12 protein-coding genes, 1 tRNA gene and 1 riboswitch are annotated in these 22,211 nt (G+C 42.3%); of the genes, 6 read left to right on the top strand and 7 right to left on the bottom strand.

Annotation, left to right across the window (positions count from 1 at the left end):
* Nucleotides 1-84 precede the first annotated feature (84 nt).
* Entirely contained in the window at nt 85-4,077 is a 3,993-nt protein-coding gene (locus PQ461_RS06450; RefSeq protein WP_274302548.1) for a hybrid sensor histidine kinase/response regulator transcription factor, read from the top strand.
* Between the two features lie 38 nt (nt 4,078-4,115).
* On the opposite strand, the gene PQ461_RS06445 is transcribed toward PQ461_RS06450, so the two are convergent.
* The 5 genes from PQ461_RS06445 to PQ461_RS06425 form a co-directional block, all read right to left on the bottom strand.
* A complete protein-coding gene (locus tag PQ461_RS06445) occupies nt 4,116-5,555 on the bottom strand; it encodes a SusD/RagB family nutrient-binding outer membrane lipoprotein (RefSeq protein ID WP_274302547.1) in 1,440 nt (479 codons plus the stop codon).
* 5 nt (nt 5,556-5,560) lie between these two features.
* Nucleotides 5,561-8,749 carry a SusC/RagA family TonB-linked outer membrane protein gene (locus PQ461_RS06440; RefSeq protein ID WP_274302546.1) on the bottom strand — a complete coding sequence of 1,063 codons (3,189 nt, stop codon included), beginning with the start codon at nt 8,747-8,749 and terminating at the stop codon, nt 5,561-5,563.
* A gap of 376 nt (nt 8,750-9,125) precedes the next feature.
* Nucleotides 9,126-9,231, bottom strand: a riboswitch (SAM riboswitch).
* Nucleotides 9,232-9,357: 126 nt separating this feature from the next.
* The gene (locus PQ461_RS06435; RefSeq protein WP_274302545.1) at nt 9,358-10,932 is read right to left on the bottom strand and encodes a SusD/RagB family nutrient-binding outer membrane lipoprotein; all 1,575 of its coding nucleotides are present in this window, start codon (nt 10,930-10,932) and stop codon (nt 9,358-9,360) included.
* A gap of 17 nt (nt 10,933-10,949) precedes the next feature.
* Nucleotides 10,950-14,228, bottom strand: a complete 3,279-nt coding sequence (locus tag PQ461_RS06430) for a SusC/RagA family TonB-linked outer membrane protein (RefSeq protein ID WP_274302544.1) — start codon at nt 14,226-14,228, stop codon at nt 10,950-10,952.
* A gap of 167 nt (nt 14,229-14,395) precedes the next feature.
* On the bottom strand, nt 14,396-14,986 hold the full coding sequence (locus tag PQ461_RS06425) for a phosphonate degradation HD-domain oxygenase (protein ID WP_274302543.1): 591 nt from the start codon (nt 14,984-14,986) through the stop codon (nt 14,396-14,398).
* A 182-nt stretch (nt 14,987-15,168) separates the two neighbouring features.
* Here PQ461_RS06425 and PQ461_RS06420 point away from each other — a divergent pair, with 182 nt between their 5' ends.
* From PQ461_RS06420 to PQ461_RS06400, 5 genes are all read left to right on the top strand, one after another.
* Nucleotides 15,169-15,750 (top strand): helix-turn-helix domain-containing protein, encoded by a 582-nt coding sequence (locus tag PQ461_RS06420; RefSeq protein WP_274302542.1) that lies wholly within the window; start codon nt 15,169-15,171, stop codon nt 15,748-15,750.
* A gap of 80 nt (nt 15,751-15,830) precedes the next feature.
* Entirely contained in the window at nt 15,831-16,517 is a 687-nt protein-coding gene (locus tag PQ461_RS06415) for an HAD hydrolase-like protein (protein WP_274302541.1), read from the top strand.
* Between the two features lie 3 nt (nt 16,518-16,520).
* Nucleotides 16,521-17,831, top strand: a complete 1,311-nt coding sequence (locus PQ461_RS06410; RefSeq protein ID WP_274302540.1) for a DUF5690 family protein — start codon at nt 16,521-16,523, stop codon at nt 17,829-17,831.
* Entirely contained in the window at nt 17,828-18,952 is a 1,125-nt protein-coding gene (locus PQ461_RS06405) for a TIGR03364 family FAD-dependent oxidoreductase (RefSeq protein WP_274302539.1), read from the top strand. The genes PQ461_RS06410 and PQ461_RS06405 overlap by 4 nt, the downstream gene beginning before the upstream one ends.
* Before the next feature lie 17 nt (nt 18,953-18,969).
* On the top strand, nt 18,970-21,531 hold the full coding sequence (locus tag PQ461_RS06400) for a phosphocholine-specific phospholipase C (protein WP_274302538.1): 2,562 nt from the start codon (nt 18,970-18,972) through the stop codon (nt 21,529-21,531).
* Nucleotides 21,532-21,573: 42 nt separating this feature from the next.
* Here PQ461_RS06400 and PQ461_RS06395 read toward each other — a convergent pair whose 3' ends face one another.
* Together PQ461_RS06395 and PQ461_RS06390 are read right to left on the bottom strand one after the other, a co-directional pair.
* Nucleotides 21,574-22,125 (bottom strand): TlpA family protein disulfide reductase, encoded by a 552-nt coding sequence (locus PQ461_RS06395; protein ID WP_274302537.1) that lies wholly within the window; start codon nt 22,123-22,125, stop codon nt 21,574-21,576.
* A 14-nt stretch (nt 22,126-22,139) separates the two neighbouring features.
* Nucleotides 22,140-22,211: transfer RNA gene (locus PQ461_RS06390), tRNA-Cys, on the bottom strand.

Below are 22,211 nucleotides of genomic sequence, written 5' to 3'. Positions count from 1 at the left end.
ATTAAGGGAGGATGTAATTGATCAATAGCACCTATTTTTACGATGCCTAAAGAAAATAAGTTCATAATTTTTTCATATTAGTAAATGCTTAAAAAGCTCAGGATAGCTTCAGTACTTTTATTTGTTGTTTTAATAGCACAGATATGTTTTGGGCAACCTTACTATTTTAAGCATTACACCACCGAGAATGGCCTTTCGCACAATACTGTGCTCAGTGTTTTGCAAGACAAAAAAGGGTTTATATGGATGGGTACCAAAACGGGACTAAACCGTTTCGACGGCTTTTCATTTAAGTCTTTTAAAAATAAGAATGAGGAATTTGGCACAATCGGCGATGACCAGATCCATTCCATGTGTCAGGACTCGGCCGGGAACCTTTGGCTGGGAACAGGCCGCGGCATTTATAAATTTGATCCGCAGAAGGAGACTTTCGAGGAGCTGGTGATCCGCCCGCATAAGGATGTACACTCCATTATTACAGATGGCGGGCATACCATATGGTTTATATCTGCAGCAAATATCTGGTCGTACAATCTTATCAGTAAAAAGCTTCAGGAGCTTCCTTTAAAAGCATCTTGCCTTGCAATAGATAACCATGCAAAGCTTTGGATTGGCACCGACGAAGGCACTATAGAACAATTTGACCCTGTTACCAATCATATCATCCAGTACCAGGCAATCAACAAACAGTTACCTCTTCATAAAAGAAACATCTACAAAATACTACCCTTAAATAACAACCAAATATTAATAGGTACTGTAAACCAGGGGCTTATTAAGCTTGACATCTCATCGCATACTACAACTGCCTTATTAAACAATAAGGGAAAAACAGAAATTTATGTAAGGGATATCCTGGTTGATAACGATAACAATTACTGGGTCGCAACAGAATCAGGCGTATATATTTATGATCCTAAAACCAATCAGGCGGTCAACTTGAGAAAAACCGGTAGTGATCCCTATGCCATCAACGACAATGCGATATATGCTTTATGCAAAGACAAGAATGGCGGCATTTGGATAGGTAGCTACTTTGGGGGTGTCAATTATTACGCCGTTCAAAACTCCAGGTTCAGGAAGTATTATCGTAATAATGCAGCTGCCCCGCTTGCGGGTAATGCGGTTAGTTCTATTGTTGAGGGTAAGGATCATCATATCTGGATAGGTACAGAAGATGCAGGTGTAAGCAAGCTGAACACGCAAACAGAGAAGATCACCAACTTTTTGCCCGACGGAAAGCCTGCAAGCTTGGGCCATTCGAATGTGCACAGCTTACTTGCAGCAGGTAACAAATTGTACGTCGGGTTTTTTGATCATGGGCTGGAAGTGTTAGACCTGAAAAGCGAAAAGGTAACCGAAAAGTATGATGAGCTTGGCGAACGCTCGGGCATCAGGAGTAATTTTGTGCTTTGCCTGCTGCAAAGCCGCGATAAAAAGATTTTTGTTGGGACAATAACTGCCGGTGCGGGGCTTTTTATTTTTGATGAAAATCATAAAAAGTTTAAGGTACCAGCCGGATTGGATTATAACGATGGCGTATTTGCGCTAACAGAAGACCATAGCGGCAAAATTTGGATAGGGAGTGCAAATAAAGGCGCATTCTGTTTTGACAGGACAACCCACAGCTTTTTAAATTACAAATTTGAAAACGTTAGCGAGTCGAAAGAAACTTTAAACCAACATACCGTACATCATATTTTTGAAGACAGCCAGCAAAATCTTTGGTTTGGTACTGAGGGAGCAGGCGTGGTAAAATTGAGTAAGGACCGCAAGCATCAATTCAGATATAATACCAATAATGGCTTATCAAGCAATTATGTGTACCGGGTGATGGAGGACAATCAGCACAACATCTGGATGAGTTCGGTAAACGGATTGATGAAGCTAAATCCGCAAACGGGCAAAATTGTACCTTATGGTAAGGATGACGGTTTACTTACTGATCAGTTTAACTACAGCGCATCATACAAAGCCAATGATGGTACCATGTATTTCGGATCGGTTAAAGGTTTGATTAGCTTTAAACCCGAAGACTTTAATAAAAGCAAGCCTGCACCACCTGTATACATCACAGGTTTTGAGATAAATAACAAGGCTGTAGCACCGTATGATAAGGGTTCGCCGTTGATACGTTCGGTTGTTTACCTTGATTCGCTTACGCTGGATCACGATCAGAACAACATTAACTTTGAATTTGCGGCCTTAGATTATGCATCGCCAAATGCTACTAAGTATAAATACAGGATGCATGGCCTCAATACAAACTGGACCTATCTTAACACTAACAGGAAAGTTTATTTTACAGGTTTAGCCCCTGGGAAATATGTATTTGAGATTGGCGCACAAAGTAGTACCGGTGAATGGAACAGTGTTGGTAAAACGATTTTTATTGAGATATTGCCACCTTTTTACAGTACAGGCTGGGCAAAGTTTATTTATGCATTGATTACGTTTGCTGCCATTTACTATTTGGTAACGGCTTACAAAAGCAATCTTAACCGTAAGCATCAAAGAAAACTGGAACTGTTTGAGCATGAAAAAACACAGGAGATCTATGAGGCAAAGATCAATTTCTTCACCAACGTTGCGCATGAGCTGCGTACGCCGTTAACATTAATAAAATTACCACTCGATCAGATATTAGCATTATCAGGTTTAAATGAAAAGCTGAAGGACAATCTTAACATGATTAAAAAGAATACTAACCGCCTGATTGAACTTACCAATCAGTTACTGGATTTCCGTAAGTCGGACCGTGAAAATCAAAACCTGCTTTTTGTAAAAAGTAATGTAAACGCATTACTACAGGATATTTTCGACGACTTTCAGATAGCGGCTAATCAGAAAGGTTTATTATACAAATTAGAACTGCCACGCCACATCACTCTGCATGCCTATCTTGATGCAGAAGCTTTCAAAAAAATATTGATCAACCTGTTATCAAACGCTGTGAAATATGCTGAAAGCACTGTATTGGTTAAAATATTGCCCATTAATAGCGAAGATGATTTCTTTAAGATTGAAATAAAGAACGATGGTAACCTCATCCCGGAAAAATATCATCAAAAAATCTTCGAACCATTTTTCAGGGTGAATGAAAAAGATAATCAATCGGGCAGCGGCATCGGCCTTCCGCTTGCCCTGTCGCTTACTTTAATGCACAAGGGATCACTGACTTTAGCAACTGCCGATCAGTTTAACATATTTACGCTAAGCCTCCCATTGTACCAGGAAACTGCTGTTGACTTCACCAATGATAAGGTAGATGATTCAGCTCCTGTCGCTCATGATACAGAGATTGAAACACACCATAAAGAGTTTGCTATTTTAATAGTTGAGGACAATGATGACATTGTAAAATACATTGGCCAGGAACTTAAAAACGAATACCAGATATTAAGAGCAGGCAATGGCATCGAAGCGCTGGAGATACTTGCCGAACACCCGGTACAACTAATTGTAAGCGATATCATGATGCCCATAATGGATGGCATTGAATTGTGCAGGCGTATTAAATCTGACCTTGCTTACAGCCATATCCCTATTATTTTATTAACGGCAAAAACATCTGTCGAGGCAAAAATTGAAGGCTTAGGCATAGGTGCTGATGCTTACATTGAAAAGCCTTTCTCCATGCCGCATTTATATGCGCAGATCAGGAGCTTACTTAAAAACAGGAAACTGGTGAAAGAACATTTTGCCCGTTCGCCCTTAAGCCAGATAAAAGGGATCGCTTACTCAAAAGCCGACCTAACCTTTTTAGAGACACTTTCATCGGCGATCAATAACCGCTTAACGGATATGACCTTGAGTGTTGAAACGCTTTCGGAGATACTGAATATGAGCAGGCCTACCTTATACCGTAAAATAAAGGCCTTAACGGATATGACACCAAGCGAGCTGATCAGCCTGTACAGGTTAAAACGTTCAGCAGAATTGCTTTCTGAAGGCGACTATAAAATAAACCAGGTAGCATTTATGATCGGCTATACTTCGCCAGCCAACTTTACACGCGATTTTCAAAAGCAATTTGGGGTAACCCCTTCAACTTATTTAAAAGACTTACAGAAATAACAAAGCGCTTCAATGAAGCGCTTTGTTATGGGGCAGTTTTAGTTTGCATCAAACCACAACTTTGTAGTTAAAAGATCTGGCCCTTGCCTGCTTACAGCGGCGTTATAGTTTGCACCATTAAGCGATTGTTCTGTACCGGGATAAATAAACCTGACAGGTATTTTTCCGTTCAGGGTACCGGCAACAGCTGGCTGCAATTGCGGGTAATCAAGCCTGCGCCATTCGGCAAAAGCTTCTAAGCCTTGCCCAAACAAGGCAATCCATTTCTGTTCGCCAATAGACTTTTTATAGTTAGTTTGATCATACTTTACTCCTGCCGAAGCCAGGTATGTTACTACAGCCGCATCTGCAATGCCATATTGTTTTAGAGATGCCTGCACTGCCTGTGTATATAAATCAGCAGCACTTTCGTTAGTAAAACCTCTGGCAGCTGCTTCCGCGCGGTCAAATAACACCTCGGCATAACTCATAATTACAGCCGGGGCATGTGGTGCGGTAAAGTAGGTACCCGGCTTTGATGTTTTGGTAAAACCCAGGTTACTGGCATCGCCTACCAGCAAACCATTTGGTATACCTACATAAGTTTGCGCCGTTGCATCCTGCGTTTTAGCCGCATAAATAGGCAAACGCGGATCATTCAAAGCAAATAGCTTGTCCACAATAGTTTTACTGATGCGGTAATCATCGCGGGTATCAAACAGGTTGCTAATCGGGTTCTGATTTGGCGAATCTAAGTATACAAACTGTGCAATTTCACTATTCGAGCTGATGTACCCGCTGCCCTCAGCCTGAATATCTGCCAATACTTGTTTGGCCTTATCAGGGTCGCGGTCGGCAATGCGCAGCGCTATGCGTAAACGTAACGAGTTGGCAAATTTCTTCCACAAGGAAATATTGTTGCTATAGATCACATCGCCACTAATACCTTTGCCCGAAGTATTAAGTGCAGACTGTGCGGCTTTAAGGTCATCAAGCAGTGCATAATAAACATCCTTTTGTGCATCATAAGCCGGGGTAAGGTATTGATCTATGTTTGCAGCCTGTTTGTAAGGCACATCACCATAATTATCGGTTAGCAGCGTAAACACCCATGACCGTAGCACCAACGCTACACCTTTATAGTTAGTGTTTCCCTGTGCATCGCCCAGTTTAATGATCTGGTTAAGATTGACAATACTTTTAGAATAAGCTGTTGTCCACAGTTCCTGAAATGCCGTATTTGCATAAATGTATCGGTCGGGATCGGTATATTGTATTTTAGCCCAGTGCTGCACAAAGAGTAAGGACGCATCCATATTGTTTGCTGTCCCCCAGTAAGTATCTGCCGTATTTTTAGTTGCAGCAGTCAACAGGTAATCAGGCGATGCATTTTGAGATGCATTTGGGTTTTGATTGATCTCGACCAAATCTTTTTTGCAGGCAGTAGCCGTAAGTAATAAAGAGCCGGCAAATAAAGTATATATCTGTTTAAGTTTCATTTTGATTAAAATCTAAGGTTAACGTTAAAACCAATGTTGCGTACGGTAGGTAGTGTCAGGTCTTCCAATCCCTGGCCGTTGCCGGTATTAAAGGCGACCTCTGGGTCAATATTTGGAACGTTTTTATGGATGATCCAAAGGTTACGTGCCACAACTGATATAGTCGCCGCTTGCAACCCTGCACCTTTGATCCATTTTGTTGGCAGGCTGTAACCTAACTTTACCTCGCGCAGTTTGACATAAGAGGCATCGTACACAAAAGCCTCATCTACGTTAGTATAGCCTTTGTAGTAAGATTGTGCAGGTATAATAGTATTATTAGGCGTACCATTGGCTTTAACCCCTTTGAATATCATACCATCGGTATACACAGTTTCGCCATTAGGGGCAGCGCCGCCGGTGGCAACCTGTACCGCTCCAGCCGAAGCATTGTTACCCGGATAGTAATAACTTAAGCCACCATTTGCAGTACCACGTCCCGGCAATGTTGATGCTAATACACCCGTGTAAGTACCTGTACGGTTAGTATTTGAATAAATGGAACCACCGATACGTGCATCGATCAGGAAGCTCAGGTACACGCCTTTATAGTTAAAGCTGTTATTGATACTACCCATCCATTTTGGCGTATACTTACCCAGGTATTGTTTAGTTGGATTAACAACAGGGGTACCATTGGCAGCAACAATAATATCGCCGTTGGCATTGCGCTGGTAGGCCGTTCCGAACAATGTGCCATAAGGTTGGCCAACTGCCGCCAATACCTGCACGGTTCTATTGGTACCAAGTACATAACTCTGCAACCTGCCTTCGGGATCAAGAGAAACAACCCTGCTTTTATTTGATGAGAAGTTAGTAGTTACATCCCAGGTAAAGCTTTTTGATTTTACCGGAGTAATACCTAACTGTACCTCTACCCCTTTGTTATTGATTTTACCACCGTTAATCAGCTTTTGGCTGTAACCTGTTGAGGGGCTAACATCCACACTTAAAATCTGGTTAATACTGTTGGTGTTATAAACGCTAACGTCTAAGTGAACGCGGTCTCTCAGGAAACCAGCCTCGAAACCGGCCTCACCTGATGTGGTAGTTTCTGGTTTAAGGCTTGAGTTAAGATCTATACTTGCCGAACTTTGCTGCGGGTTTCCACCAAACGGAGCAGTGAAGTTGTAGGTATTTATCAGCTGGTAGGGCGTAGTTGCTTTACCTACTTTAGACCAACCACCACGTAGTTTCAAAAAGCTTAACACATCGCTTTTAATATCTAAAGCTTCAGAAAGCACTAAGCTTCCGTTAACTGACGGATAGAAATACGACAAGTTTTCTTCGGGTAAAGTAGACGACCAGTCGTTACGCCCGGTAACGTTTAAAAACGCATAATTTCTGAAACCAAGCTGTGCAGAACCAAATGCACTGTACGTTTTCAGCTTACCATAGTAGTTTGAAGAAACCAACGGATCGCGCGAATTGCTTAGCGTGTACAAACCTGCCACGGCAAGCTTCGGTGCAATCTGGTCGTTCTCCTCGTTTAATATGGTGCCGATATTACCACCACCTAACAGATCAATAGAGAAATCCTGGTTTAACTTTTTAGTGTACTGCAAACGGCCCTCGGTATTGGTTTCGTTAACCCGGTAAACGTCCTCCTCATAAGAACCGAAAGGCGTACCGTTTGTACCATAAGCTACTTTAATCTTACGTTTATCGTTGTAAAAGTCTGTACCGGTACGGAAGTTTGCCGATAAGCCGTCCGCTATTTTGTAATTCAGCTCAACGCTTCCAATGATACGGTCTTTGTACTGGCCAACCGTATTTTCATAAGCTATGAAGTATGGGTTAGAGTAGTAGCTATTGTTCCAGTTAAAGGTATTACCATTTGCGTCACGGTAGTTCTTTAAACGGTTAACATCAACCTGCCTGCCAAACCAGATGAATTGCAGCATGGTACTGGTTGCGCGTTTACCGTAAGCACCGGGCAAGTTATCGGCATCATCTTTTATATAATTGGCGATGGTAGTTACCGTTAGTTTGGGAGTGAGCTTAAAGCTGCTGTTCAGCATAAACGAGTTACGCCCAAGCGATGTATTAGGCACTACCCCTGTTTGGTGCAGGTTATTGTATGATAAGCGATAATCAAACTTATCACCCGAGCCTGACAAGGCAGCGCCGTTGGTAGTGGTAACACCTGTTCTGAAATAGTCTTTAACATTATCCGGATGGGCAACAAAAGGCACAGCCTGGCCATTGGAATAAAACTGCGGGATTAAACGGCCATCCAAAGGCGGGCCCCAGCTTTCATCAACGCCATCATTAACACCGCCGCCTTTACCATCTACATAACTGAACTTGCCATTTGAACCCTGGCCATATTCGTTTTGAAAATCAGGTAATACTTTCAGACTCGAAAAACTGGTATTTGAGTTAAGGGTTATCCCTAAGCCGTTGGTACCTTTACCTGTTTTGGTTTTAATTAATATTACTCCTGCTGCGGCACGGTAACCGTACAAAGCTGCTGCGTTGGGGCCTTTAAGTACGCTTACAGATTCTATATCTTCGGGGTTAAGATCTGAGATCGCATTTGGAAAATCGCGCGAGCCATTAGTGCCTTGGAACTGCGAGTTATCTACAATAACACCGTCAACCACAAATAAAGGCTGGTTGTTACCAGCTATAGAAGTTTCGCCACGGATCACAATCCGGGAAGATCCCATATCGCCCTGGCTGCCGGTAACCTGTACACCTGCTATTTTACCGGCAAGTGCGTTAACAAAGTTGGTTTCTTTAGCCTCGGTAATATCTTTAGATTTTAAGCCCTGTACTGCATATCCTAAAGATTTTTTATCTTTAGAAATATTCAATGCAGTTACAACCACTTCGTTCAACGAGTTTGGCGCTTCTTCCAAAACCACCTGGAGATTAGTTTCGGCACCGGTTACCACTACCTCTTTTGCGGTGTAACCGATATAGGTAAAGCGGAGCACGTCGCTCTTTTTTACGCTAAGGGTAAACTTACCGTCGACAGTAGTTTGTACGCCATTGGTTGTCCCTTTAATGGCAACACTTACGCCGGGTAAAGGCAGTCCGTCTGATTTGGCGGTTACCACACCGCTGATTTTAAGTGTCTGCGCGGACACGCTTTGCACAAAGATAAATGCCAGAAATACGGCTAATAATAGCTTGTAATTTTTATACATAATTTTTGAAGCTGATAATACAGAGACATATAAGCACAGCCAGTAAGCAGGCGCTTTTACGTCTTTAAAAAAAATTTACAGTAAATGATGATGATTATAGCCAGAAGCAGATGCTTCCTAAAGAGTTATTGCATTAACAACAACAGCAGCAGCAAAGGGAAGAGAATGGGATAGCAAAGTTTGACTTTAAAGCACTTTTAAAGCTTGATTTAATAAGGGCTCGTTGCTCCGTATGCCCCGAAGGATCATACAATCTTGATGAGCAGCCACTGATGGAGTTAAGTAGATTTAGTTTCATATTTCCTTTTTGTGCAGGCAGTTTTTAATGATCAGTGTACCGGAAAGAAACTTAAAGACATGCTGTAGAAAATCACAAACATTATCTCTTCTGCTTAATGCAGATAGGATTTAGCACCTTAATTACTTATGTATAGGTTGCTAAGACTTCTCAGGGCCTATCCCTCCGTCTTTCTCGATAATGACATTAAGAACTGACGGTGCAAATATACAAAAGACTACTAATTCTATAGAATTAAATGAAATTAATTTTTTACATAAAAAAAAAGAGCCGTTATCGCTAACGGCTCTTAACTTATTGATCAAATATGCTACTGAAGAAGCCACATTTTACCATTGATGTCATCATTGCCACCAAACTGGCTTGCCAGTGCTTTTTGGTAATTGGTGGTGTTTGATGTTTTCTCTGAACCTGGGTATTGAAACCTTAGCGCAATACGGCCACCGTTACCTGTACCCGGACCGGTTGTAAAAGTCGGCGCACCTGTACGGCGGTAGGTATAGTAAGACTCAAGGCCCGAGTGACGGAACAGGGCAAGGTATTTTTGCTGTAAGATCTGGGTTAAACCAGTTGTACCGCCTGCATACTTAACCGCTGTTTGCGCATAATAATTAGTAAAATTATTATTAATAGTATAACTGTCGTAGTTTGATGCAGCAGTTACATCTGTTGATCCCGGACGGTAAAAATATGCTGTAAAGCTACCGGTTTCAGGGATACCGTATGATGCCATTGATGCTTTAATACCATTCATGTAATACTGCTCGGCATTACCGTTTGACCAGCCACGGTTGATACCTTCTGCAATGTTGAACATCAGTTCAGAATAACCAATCTGGATACTTGGCTCACCGGTATAAGTAGAGTAAAAATGCTTACGGTTAATGAAAGAGTATTTCTGCTGACCTGCATTATTGTACATTATACCAAGATCAAGACCAGGATCGGCGCCAACAAATGATGAAAAATCTGTCGGGCTTTGTTTCTGATTATCCACCAGGTATCGTGCTGGTTCTGCAACAACAAACACACGCGGATCTTGCAACTGTGTTAATAAGCCTACGTAGGTTGATGACATATTTTTACGTGATCCGCTTTGACCGAAGTTGTTCGGGTTCATCGGGTAGTAATTGTTAGGCGCAACAAACACATACTGCAGGTTATCGGCAGAACTGCTCATTAAAGGATATTTGCCAGGGTTGCTCACAATAGTATTAAACTGGCTGATCACATTTAAATCTGTGTCCGAAGTTTTTTTGCTTAACTGAAGCAACAGACGTATATGCATCGCATTAACCGCTTTTTGCCATTGGGCAAGACTGTTATTAAAGTAAATATCGCCGCCCAGTGAATTGTCACCTTTCGCAATTAAAGAAGCAAGGTCGGTGTTAGCGCTTTCCAACCAGCTTAAGCATTGTTGCATAACTGATTTTTGGCTATCATAAACCGGCGTTAAGTTTTCGATACCCTGCAAAGCCTGCGACATGGGTATATCGCCCATTTCCATCGTCATTTTACTGAAGAAATAAGCCCTGAAGAATTTACCTAAAGCGCTATACGGATTTACTGCGGGTGAGCCTGATTTGATAGCCTGTTGCTCCATAGCTACAACGTTTTTTAACGTTGTATAATAATTATCGCCACTACCCAGGTCAAAACGGTTGTTGCCGTAATAATCATAATTGTACAAATAATACTGATCGTAAATTTCCTTAGACCCGTCAGGCAGCTCGGCCATTGAATTGGCAACGCCATTAAACAGCAGCGATGCCGGTACACTGCTTGGCTTGTTTGTATTTACTGTAAGATCTTCAAAGCTTTTCTTACAGCTGGTAACCGTCAGTGCAGCAAGCACCGGCAGTATGTATATCAATTTCTTTTTCATGTTAATTAGCTAAGCAATTAGAATGATACATTTAAGTTAAAGCCGTAACTGCGGACAGTTGGCGACTGCAGCGAAGTACTTGCCGTAGCATAATTGTACTGGTCAAGGTCTACGTCTTTAAAGCGTTGATCTTTGTAGAAATAAAGCAGGTTACGGCCGTATATTGATACTGATGCTTTTCTGATGAATGTTTTTTGTAACCATTGCGTAGGGAAATCATAACCTAAAGTAACCTCACGCAGTTTCGAGAAGGTTTTGCTCATCAGGTTAGCTTCATCAGCATTGTAATATTTACTTACATAATCCTGTACAAAAGCAGTTTGCTTGTTAGGGGCAAAAGTTGGCGTTTTATCATACGATACGGCACCTGTTTGCGAATTATAAGTAATGTTAGCACCGTTGGTAATTACCACACCCGGACCAACATAAGTACCATTGTAACCGGTTTTGCCATAGTTAGACCAATCCTGGTAACGTGCAGCACCTAAAGCACCTTCTGCAGTTTCTATGTTGCTACCGCCACGCATGGTTTTGTTGTGCATGTAGTCAACAATTTTACCGCCAACGGAACCGTCAAACTGGAAGCCCAGGTTAACATTTTTATATCTTACCTTGTTATAAACACTCCAGTTGTATTTCGCATTTTCATTACCTAAGTATTGTGCAACCGGGTTAATAAGCGGTTTGCCTGCTGCGTCATTAATGATCTGGCCGCCAGGAGAGCGTACAAATGCACTACCGTAAAGTTTGTCAGTACGGTCGCCTGCATGGAAGAAGGTATTGTAAGTAGATTGTCCCGGAGGCAATTCTTTATATACCTCTTTAAAGGTAGCCACGTTAACAAGGATATCCCAGGTAAAGCCACCCAGATTTTTGATCGGTGTACCGCTTAATGAACCTTCGTAACCGGTTTTTTTGGTTTTTAAAGCGTTGATATATTCGGTAGTGTAACCGGTAGCTGTTGAAATAGTATTAGGCAGGATACGCGGACCATCAATATACTGGAACGCGGTACCGCTGAAACCTAAGCGGTTTTTCAGGAACTTGATATCAAAACCTTCCTCGTAGTTTACGCGGGTTGAAGTTTTGATGCCGTTTTGGTAAAGATAATCAGATGCATAACCTGCGGTCTGGCTGTTATAAGGCTTGCTGGTTGAATAAGATGTAGCAAGCGAATAATCGGGGCCGTTGTATGGCGAGGTATAAGTTTTACCATAACCAAGCGGGTTATCATATAATGACGGGCTGGTATCGCCACCATAAACAGTGATGCTGTTAAACGGTGCAGGGCCTATGGTTGTTGCGGTAGCATCTGAACGGATGTTCGAGAACGATGCTCTACCTTTTAAGAAAGAAATAAAGCTTGGCAGGTTAATGTAATCAGAGATTACAGTTGATGCCGATAAACTTGGATAGTAATAAGTAGTAGGTTCCTGGAAAGCAGACGACTTATCTATACGGCCGGTACTTGATATGGTAGCATATTTACCAAAGGTTGCATCTAAAGAGTAATAAGCACTCATTACACGCATTTGTGAATTAAAGCTGGTTGATTGTACCGGGTTTTTTGAGTTACTGAATGAATATACTTCAGGTACGTTCAGGTAATCGGTAGAAGTCCAGTTTGAGTTGTAGTAGAAGTTACGCATGTTACCGCCCACAACACCCGAAAGGTTAAGGAATTTTTTAACGGTATAATCATAGTTCAACATTAACTCGGTGTTGTTATCAAACAAGCTGCGTCTGTCTTCGCGGTAGTCGCCCTCGTTACCTTCGCGGCCATAAGGGTGGGCCGAGAATGGCATTTTTTCTGTATGCAGCAGGTCATAAGTATCAATCTGCGAACGCAGTGTAGCGTTTAAGTTATTGTTAATCTTAAAGTTGGCAGATAAATAGCCGTAAATATCGTTTTTGTAGTGTCCGCGGGTCCACTCTTTCACCATGAACCAAGGATTATGGTAACGGGTATATTCCTCAAACTGTGACTGAACACCGGTTTTACCTGGCTGCCAAATCGCTTTAATATCAGGCGAATTAACGCTCCAATCAGCACCGGTCCAGATCGCCATGTTATAGATCAAACTGTTAGGGCCGTAGTTAACGTCCGGGTAGTTATCAGTTGTTTGTCTGTTAAAGTTTACGTTACCTTCAAATTTCCAGCGTGATGTTGGAGTGAATGAAGCGTAAAAGTTACCGTTGAAAATATCCAGGTATTGCTCTGGAATATAGCTTTGCTGGTGTTGTTGCGATACAGAGAAACGGGTGGTATAGTTATCACCGTTTGCAGATAACGCAATATTGTTGTTTGTTTGATAGCCTGTTTGTAAGAAATCTTTAAGGTTGTTGGCACCGCGTGCTACCCAAGGTGTACCCTGGCGAACGCCATTGATAACAGGGCTATCGTACTGAGGGATCAACTGGCCTGCAAAATAAGGGCCCCAGATATCATAATCAGAGTCCACACCACCTGGTGCACCACCTTTACCGTCCACAAACTCGTAAAAAGTATTTTCACCTGGTCCGTATGAATGTTGAATACGTGGAAACGCAAGGAAGCCTGTGTTGATCACAGTACTGCTGTTAAGGTCAACGGTTAAACCTTTTTTGTTTTTGTTACCTTTTTTGGTGGTAATTAATATCGCACCGTATGATGCACGGTTACCGTAAAGTGCCGCAGCAGCAGGGCCTTTTAATACAGTATATGATTCAATATCATCAGGGCTGATATTGTAAGTGTCGGTATTGATCGGGAAACCATCCACTACATAAAGTGAAACGCTGTTACCACGAATACTTACATTGGGGTTGCCCAATAATTCAGCCGATGGGCCTACTGATAAACCTGCCACTTTACCCACTAAACCGGTAACCGGGTTAGGGTCGCGTGCTAAGGTTAAATCTTCGCCGTTAACTGTCTGTAAAGCATAACCTACGCGGCGGGTCTCTTTTTTAATACCAAGGGCTGTTACCACAACCTCGTTTAATGATTTACTATCGCCGCGCAGTACAATAGTAAATGTTTTTGCATCACCTACAACATACTGTTGCGGTAAAAAACCAATGTAGGTTAATCTTAATAATTGTCCTTTTTCAGCTTTTAAGGTAAAACGACCGTTTAAATCGGTAGTGGTACCGGTTTTGGCGCCTACCAGCATAACGCTTACGCCAGGCAGGGCTTCATGTTTTTCGTCCGTTACCGTACCCGAGATCTGGCTCTGGGCAAACACGGTAAACGGAACAAGGCCAAAAAGCATCACTGCCATTGCTGCCTTAAATCGCTTGTAAATGTGTCTCATTTGCTTAAAGTTGATTGTGAATTTTAAGTACAGCAATACTAAACTTTGTTTATTATTTATAAACAAAGTTTACATTAAGCAATTTTTAAGATTTAATGAAAATTAAGGGAAGAACAGGCTTTTATGTAATACGCAATGAATATTGCAATTACAATTATTTAATGTTACTAAACCTTAGCTGCCTGCTGTTTAAGGTGGTTAATGGCTTTGCTTTTTAACAAGTCAATATTGTCAACCGGTATATCCACCTCCTTGGCTTTGTCATCCCAATAACGCATGCGTATAATAAGGTCGGCATCAGGGTTGGCCTCAAAAACGGCAGCCTCTTCTGCTGTCATCACACCACCCTGAAACTCAAGCGTTGCCTTGCTGGCTTTAGACAGTTGGTTATAATATTCGGGATATTTAAAAGTGAGGTAACGTTTAGCTACTACGTGCGCGTTTACTAATGATGCCAGCCTGTTGGAAAAACCTTTTTGCAATAGATAATCAGCACCAAGTTTTTCATGATCAACATTCCCCATGCCATTCATACTGGCAACTTCTTCATCGGCACACAGATGACCTATATCATGAAAAAAAGCGGCAAGTACTACTTCGTCATCGTAACCTTCTGCTTCGGCCAGGGCTGCCGCCTGCGACATGTGTTCTATTTGTGAAACGGGCTCGCCGATGTAGTCTTCATTACCATGTTTTTCGTAAAGTTCAAAAACAGCTTCAACTATAGCTTCGGGGCTTTTTTCAAAATTTTGCATCATGCGTTACTTTGATTTCAAATCAACTACTCAATTGTTACGATACCGTTAAATAAATATGATTTATTTTAACAAATACTAAACTAAGTATATACGCATTAAAATAAAAAAGTGTGAATTATTGTTAAAATGCTTGTTTGTGCCTTACATTATTTATTACTTAGCAACCAACACCGAAGACCTAAATGGAAGAAGATATCCTTATACAGATCAGTAACCGCATTAAAGAGCGCCGCCGCGAAAAGAACATCACTATTCAGGAACTTGCCACCAATGCCAATGTAAGCAAAGGGCTGATCAGCCAGATTGAGAACAGCCGGACCATACCTTCGCTTATTGTTTTAATAGACATCATTAAAGCGTTGGATATCGACCTTAATGTATTTTTTAAAGATATTAAATCGGGCAGCCAGCATGCGCCTATTATATTAAAGCGCAGCGCAACTTACGAGCACTTTGAAAAGGAACATGCCACAGGTTTTCATTACCAGAGGATATTTACACAATCCATTAAGCACTCAACTATTGATTTTGTCATACTTGAGTTGGAGCCCAATGCCCACCGGCCACTCATAACCACAGAGGCATTCGAATACAAGTACATGATATCGGGCAGGGTAGCCTATGAGTTTGAAAACGAAACGCATACCTTAGAAGAAGGCGACTCTCTGTTATTTGACGGGCGTATTCCCCATGCCCCCAAAAACTTGGGCAAAAAAAAAGCAATAATGCTGGTCATCTATTTCTTCGAAGAAAAAGGCCAGTGAGGTTAACGCATAGTTAATATAAAATTCTATATTTATTAATAAACAAAGTTTAGTATTGCTAAACAATAAGCAATACTATTATGCCTGTCAGATTAGCCGTTTTCGATATAGCCGGTACTACCGTTAAAGATAATCACGATGTAAGCAAAGCACTAAGTTCGGCCCTTAGCCTTTACGGATACCATGTTCCGGTTGCCGAAATTGACCCTATAATGGGTTACGAAAAAACGCTTGCCATCCGTCAGTTACTGCAAAATCATGAACCAACTGCTGATAAAATTACAGACAGGCTGGTTAAGGATATCCATAAAGAGTTTGTGCAGCAAATGATACTGCACTATCGCACTTCGCCAGGTATTGTCCCATTACCCAACGTGGAAGAAACATTTACTGCTTTAAAAGAGCAGGGTGTACAGGTAGGGCTTGATACCGGTTTTTCAAAAGACATTGCCGACATTATTGTAAGCCGCCTGCAATGGCGTGAAAAAGGCTTGATCGATTATGTTGTCGGTTCTGACGAAGTTGAGCAGGGTCGCCCTTACCCATATATGATCGAGAAAATGATGATTGAAGGCGGTATCGGCAGCGCTGACGAGGTAGTTAAGATTGGTGATACCGCCGTTGATATGCAGGAGGGCCATAATGCCAACTGTAAATATATTATAGGTGTAACTACAGGCATTTACACCCGTCATGAACTGGAAACCTATAATCCTACCCACATTATTGACGATATCAGCGATGTGTTAACCATTATTAACCAGTAAGTTATGCAACTGGAAAAGCATTTACGCCGCACGGTTGCTAAATGGCCGTATGTACTGCAAACCGTTGTGGCATCACTGGCTGCATTTGGCACCTATACCTGTATGTATGCTTTCCGCAAAGCATTTTCGGCAGGCACCTTTGCAGGGCAGCAATATTTCCATATCGATTATAAAGTCTGGCTGGTAATAGCACAGGTGGCAGGTTATACGCTTAGCAAATTTTACGGCATCCGTTTTATTGCCGAACTAAAGCACAATGCACGGCCAAAAATTATTCTGGTACTTATTGGCATTGCCTGGCTTGCCTTATTAGGATTTGCCATTATACCCGCACCTTATAATATTATCTGCCTATTTATAAACGGTTTCCCTTTAGGGATGATATGGGGATTAGTATTCAGCTATCTGGAAGGCCGCCGGTCGACAGAGTTTATGGCAGCTGTGCTATCCATTAGCCTTATTTTCGCTTCAGGCTTTGTTAAAACAGTGGGCCGCATACTTATTAGTGTATGGCATGTAAGCGAACACCTGATGCCATTTTTAACAGGAGCCTTGTTTGCCTTGCCCCTGTTAATCTTCCTTCTGCTGCTGGAAGCTATGCCCGAGCCAACCAAACTGGATATTCAATTGCGCACCAAGCGCGAACCAATGAATGCCGCGGAGAGAAAAAGCTTTATTGTCCGTTTTTTACCGGGTATCATTTTAACTATCATCATCTATGTTTTGCTCACCGTTATGCGCGATGTACGCGACAATTTCGAAGTAGAAATCTGGGCAGGTTTAGGTGTAAAGGACAATACTATATTTACAAAAATTGATTCTGTAATATCAGTTATCGTTTTGGTAAGTATGGGCTTACTGATACTGATCCGCCGTAATTTGAGGGCCTTTAGTATTATACATGCCATGATCATTACCGGCTGTGCCCTGGCAGCCATATCAACTATTTTGTTTGAGCATCACTACATTAATGCAATTACCTGGATGACATTAGCCGGTTTGGGTCTCTACATGGGCTATGTACCTTATAATGCTATTTTCTTTGAGCGCATGATAGCCACCTTTCATTATCGTAGCAACGTTGGTTTTGTAATGTACATAGCCGACTCTATGGGTTATCTCGGCAGCATTAGTGTACTTATTATTAAAGAATTAGGCAAACCTAACATCAGCTGGGCATACTTTTTTAAAGATGCCGTAATGATCACAGGTATAGTAGGCGGCATAGGCGCTTTGGCATCGCTGATATACTTTTATCAAAGCGCACAAAAAACTAAAAGCAATCTGAAATCTATTAATATTCAACCTGCATGAGTAAATCTGCAATTGTAATCGGCGCAGGCATTATTGGGCTTGCTACAGCAAGGGCATTAGCCATACGTGGCTATAAAGTTTGTGCTTTTGAACGTAACCAGGCGGCAGTAGGTGCATCTGTGCGTAATTTTGGCATGGTATGGCCTATAGGCCAGGCAACGGGCCCTTTATTTGAGCGTGCTATGCTGTCGCGCAGTATCTGGAAAGAGATATGCACAGAGGCTAATATCTGGCATAATGAAGTTGGCTCTTTGCATCTTGCCTACCAGGAAGATGAGCTTAAAGTAATGGCAGAGTATGCAGAGATCAATAAATCTCACCGCGACTGCGCATTACTTACACCAGAACAGGCATTAGCTAAATCACCGGCTGTAAACCCTAACCAACTTAAAGGCGCTTTATGGAGCGGCGAGGAAATGATTGTTGAATCGCGCGTGGCTGTTGGGCAGATTGCGCAATATCTTGAAGAAAAATACGGCGTGCAATTTTTCTGGAATACAGCTATCAGCCGCATTAACCATCCTACCGTTTACTCGGGTAGCCGCAAATGGAAAGCCGATGAGATATTTGTTTGCAGCGGATCTGAATTTGAAACGCTTTACCCAGAACTGTTTTTAAACACGCCGATCACCAAATGTAAATTACAAATGATGCGTTTGGTTGCACAACCCGATGAATGGCGTATTGGCCCGTCGTTATGCGGTGGTTTATCCATGATCCATTATCCGGGTTTCCAGGCGGCGCCATCTCTGGATGCTTTACGTAAACGTTATGAAACACAATATGCCGAGCAATTAAAATGGGGCATACACGTTATGGTTTCACAAAACGGCAGTGGCGAACTTACTATAGGCGACTCGCACGAATACGGCCTTGTTCATGATCCTTTCGACAAGCAATTTATTAACCAAATGATAATAGATTATTTGCAAACGTTTGCCACCTTTAAGAACTGGCAGCTGATGCAATCATGGCATGGCATATATTCAAAAATGATGAACGGCCAATTAGAATTAGTGATGGATGCCGAACCCGGAGTTACCATTATTAACGGCTTGGGCGGTAACGGCATGACACTATCATTTGGCTTATGCGAACAACTGATCGCATCACGTAACTAAACAGAAACACATTTTTTATGAAAGATACCAGAAGGGACTTTATTAAAAAAGCGGCGCTATTAACAGGCGCAGCAAGTCTTTCAACCGTATTACCTGCATCAATTCAAAAGGCACTGGCTATTGACCCGGTAAAGGGAAGCACCTACCTTGATGCGGAACATATTGTAATCCTGATGCAGGAAAACCGCTCATTCGACCATGTGTATGGCACTTTGAGAGGTGTACGTGGCTATAACGACCCTCGCATTATAGACCTGCCAAACAAAAACAAGGTTTGGCTGCAGAGTAACGCCGAAGGCGAAACCTATGCCCCTTTCCATTTAGATATAAAAGATACCAAAGCAACGTGGATGAATTCGTTGCCGCATTCATGGGCAAACCAGGTGAATGCCCGTAACGATGGTAAATACGATCAGTGGCTGAACGTTAAGAAAAACAGCCACCCTGAATACTCGAAGATGCCATTAACGCTGGGTTATCATACACGAGAAGACATTCCTTTCTATTATGCATTAGCTGATGCCTTTACCGTTTGCGACCAGAACTTTTGCTCGGCCTTAACCGGTACCAACCCTAACAGGTTGTTTTTTTGGACGGGTACCATCCGCGACCAGCAAAATGAGGATTCAAGGGCGCTGGTTTGGAACGATGATATGGATTACGGCACTTTGAAATGGAAAACCTATCCTGAGCGTTTGGAAGAAAACGGTGTAAGCTGGAAATGCTATCAGAATGAAATGAGTATTGACGTTGGCTTTCAGGGTGAGGAGGATTCATGGCTATCCAATTTCCAGGATAATCCTTTGGAATTCTTCGGGCAGTATAATATCCACCTGCACAAAAAGCACGTTGAAACCTTAAAAGCACGATTAGCTTCATTGCCGACAGAGATTGATGCACTTAAAAAACAAATAGCAGCCTTACCGGCTGGTGATGCGCATATAGATCATTTAACAAAACAGCTTAACCAGAAACAATCTGATCTGGATAACATCAAGAAGAACGATCACCTGCTTGACCCGGCTGCATTTGAAAAGTTATCGCAACATCAGAAAAACATCCATAACAAAGCATTTTCAACCAATACTGCCGACCCGCATTATCACGACCTAATTGAGCTTACTTATGATGATAATGGTACAGAGCGTAAAATGCAGGTGCCTAAGGGTGATGTACTGTACCAGTTCCGCGAGGATGTACGCACAGGCAAACTGCCAACGGTATCATGGGTAACAGCTCCTGAAAACTTTTCTGACCACCCGAGCGCACCGTGGTATGGCGCATGGTACGTATCTGAAGTGTTAGACATCCTTACCAAGAACCCTGAAGTTTGGAAAAAAACCATCTTCATACTGGCCTATGACGAGAACGACGGTTATTTTGACCACGTGCCGCCGTTTGTGGCCCCACATTCGCACAAAACCGGCACAGGTAAAGTATCTTCAGGTATGGATACCCGCGTTGAGTATGTAACCCTTGAGCAGGAACATGCACGCAATGGCTTTCCTACCAAGTACGACCGTGAATGTTCTATCGGCCTTGGTTACCGTGTGCCGCTGGTTGTAGCATCACCATGGAGCCGCGGCGGATGGGTAAACTCGGAAGTATTTGACCACACCTCAACGCTGCAATTCCTTGAAAAGTTCCTGAAGCATAAAACAGGTAAAAATATTACCGAAGACAACATCAGCGACTGGCGCCGTACCATTTGCGGCGACCTTACCTCGGTGTTCCGTCCTTACAATGGTGAAGCAATAGCGCAACCTAAATTTGTTGTGAAAGATGCATTTTTAGAAAGCATCCACAAAGCTAAATTCAAAGGCCTGCCATCAGGTTATAAAGCCCTTAACCAGGAAGAGATTGCGTTATTTAACAAAGCGCCGAATGCATCGCCATATATGGCTAAACAGGAAAGCGGCATCCGCGAATCATGTGCGCTACCTTATGAGCTACATGTAGACGGTGGCTTATCTGCCGACAAAAAATCTTTTGAAGTTAGCTTTAAAGCTGGTAATACGCTGTTCGGACCAAACTCAGCCGGTGCACCTTTCAATGTATACGCTCCCGGTAAGTATGTACACATGGATGACAGCAGCAAGTTTGACGACCTGCGTACATGGTCATACGGTGTAAAAGCAGGCGATCAGTTAAGCGACGTATGGCCGTTACACGAGTTTGAGAACGGCTTGTACCATTTGCGTATTTATGGCCCTAATGGTTTTTACCGTGAGTTTAAAGGAGACAAAAACGACCCAGCTTTAAATATCAAAGCTAACTATCAAAAGTCTTCATCAAACAGCAAAAAGCTAAGCGGTAATATTGAACTTCATATTGCCAATAATGGCCAGCACGAGTACCAGGTAAAAGTGGCTAATGCTTATGGTGCAGGTATGCAAACATTATCTGTAAAGCCGGAAGAGAAAAGAATGATGATCGTGGATCTGAGCAAATATCATCAATGGTATGATTTAAACGTTACAGTTGCGGGGCATCAGCAATTTGAAAAACGCTTTGCGGGCCGTGTAGAAACAGGCAACCATAGCTACAGTGACCCACTAATGGGCGGTACTTTAGTATAACACAAAACAACCGGGCCGTAAATTAAATATAGCCCGGTTGTTTTATCTCCCTTTAGCGGCTACAGCCTTTTGCGAAAGGCCATCTATTACGGCAAGCATCTGCGCAAATTCCTTTTCGTCATATAAACGGGTAAGGTAAACGATCTTACCTTCCTGATCTATCACTACGTTGCGGGTAACGCCTGCCTTTTTATCTGCAAAGCGGCCGAAAATATCAGCTCCCGGATCAAGTGCCAGCGGGTAACTGATCTGCATATCTTTATGAAACTTTGTAATCTTGTCTAAAGGCTCATCACGGTCAACACCTATCAGTACCACGTTTTTATTTTTGTAAGACTGCCAAAGTTCACTTTCCAGGTGCGGCATTTCTTTGCGGCATACACTGCACCAACTGGCCGTAAACTGTAAAACAACTACCTTACCACGCAATTGCTTAAGGCTGGTTTTGGTTCCGTCATTTAGTATAAGCTCAAAATCATCGGGTGCCTTGTCCCCTACCTTCACAATGTAGCCGCGGTCGTCGGTTGTTTGTGCTTTAAGTGCTGTTGTGGCTAACAATACTACTGCCAATAGAATATATCTGATCGTTTTCATTTTTTAAATTTAAGAGGCGTGAGGACGGGTTCGAACCGTCGTTAAAGGTTTTGCAGACCTCCGCCTAACCGCTCGGCCACTCCGCC

The organism is Mucilaginibacter sp. KACC 22063 (assembly GCF_028736115.1).
GTDB lineage: Bacteria > Bacteroidota > Bacteroidia > Sphingobacteriales > Sphingobacteriaceae > Mucilaginibacter.
Note: the sequence above shows the minus strand (reverse complement) of the source record. Positions and strands in the feature narration are given on the sequence as shown.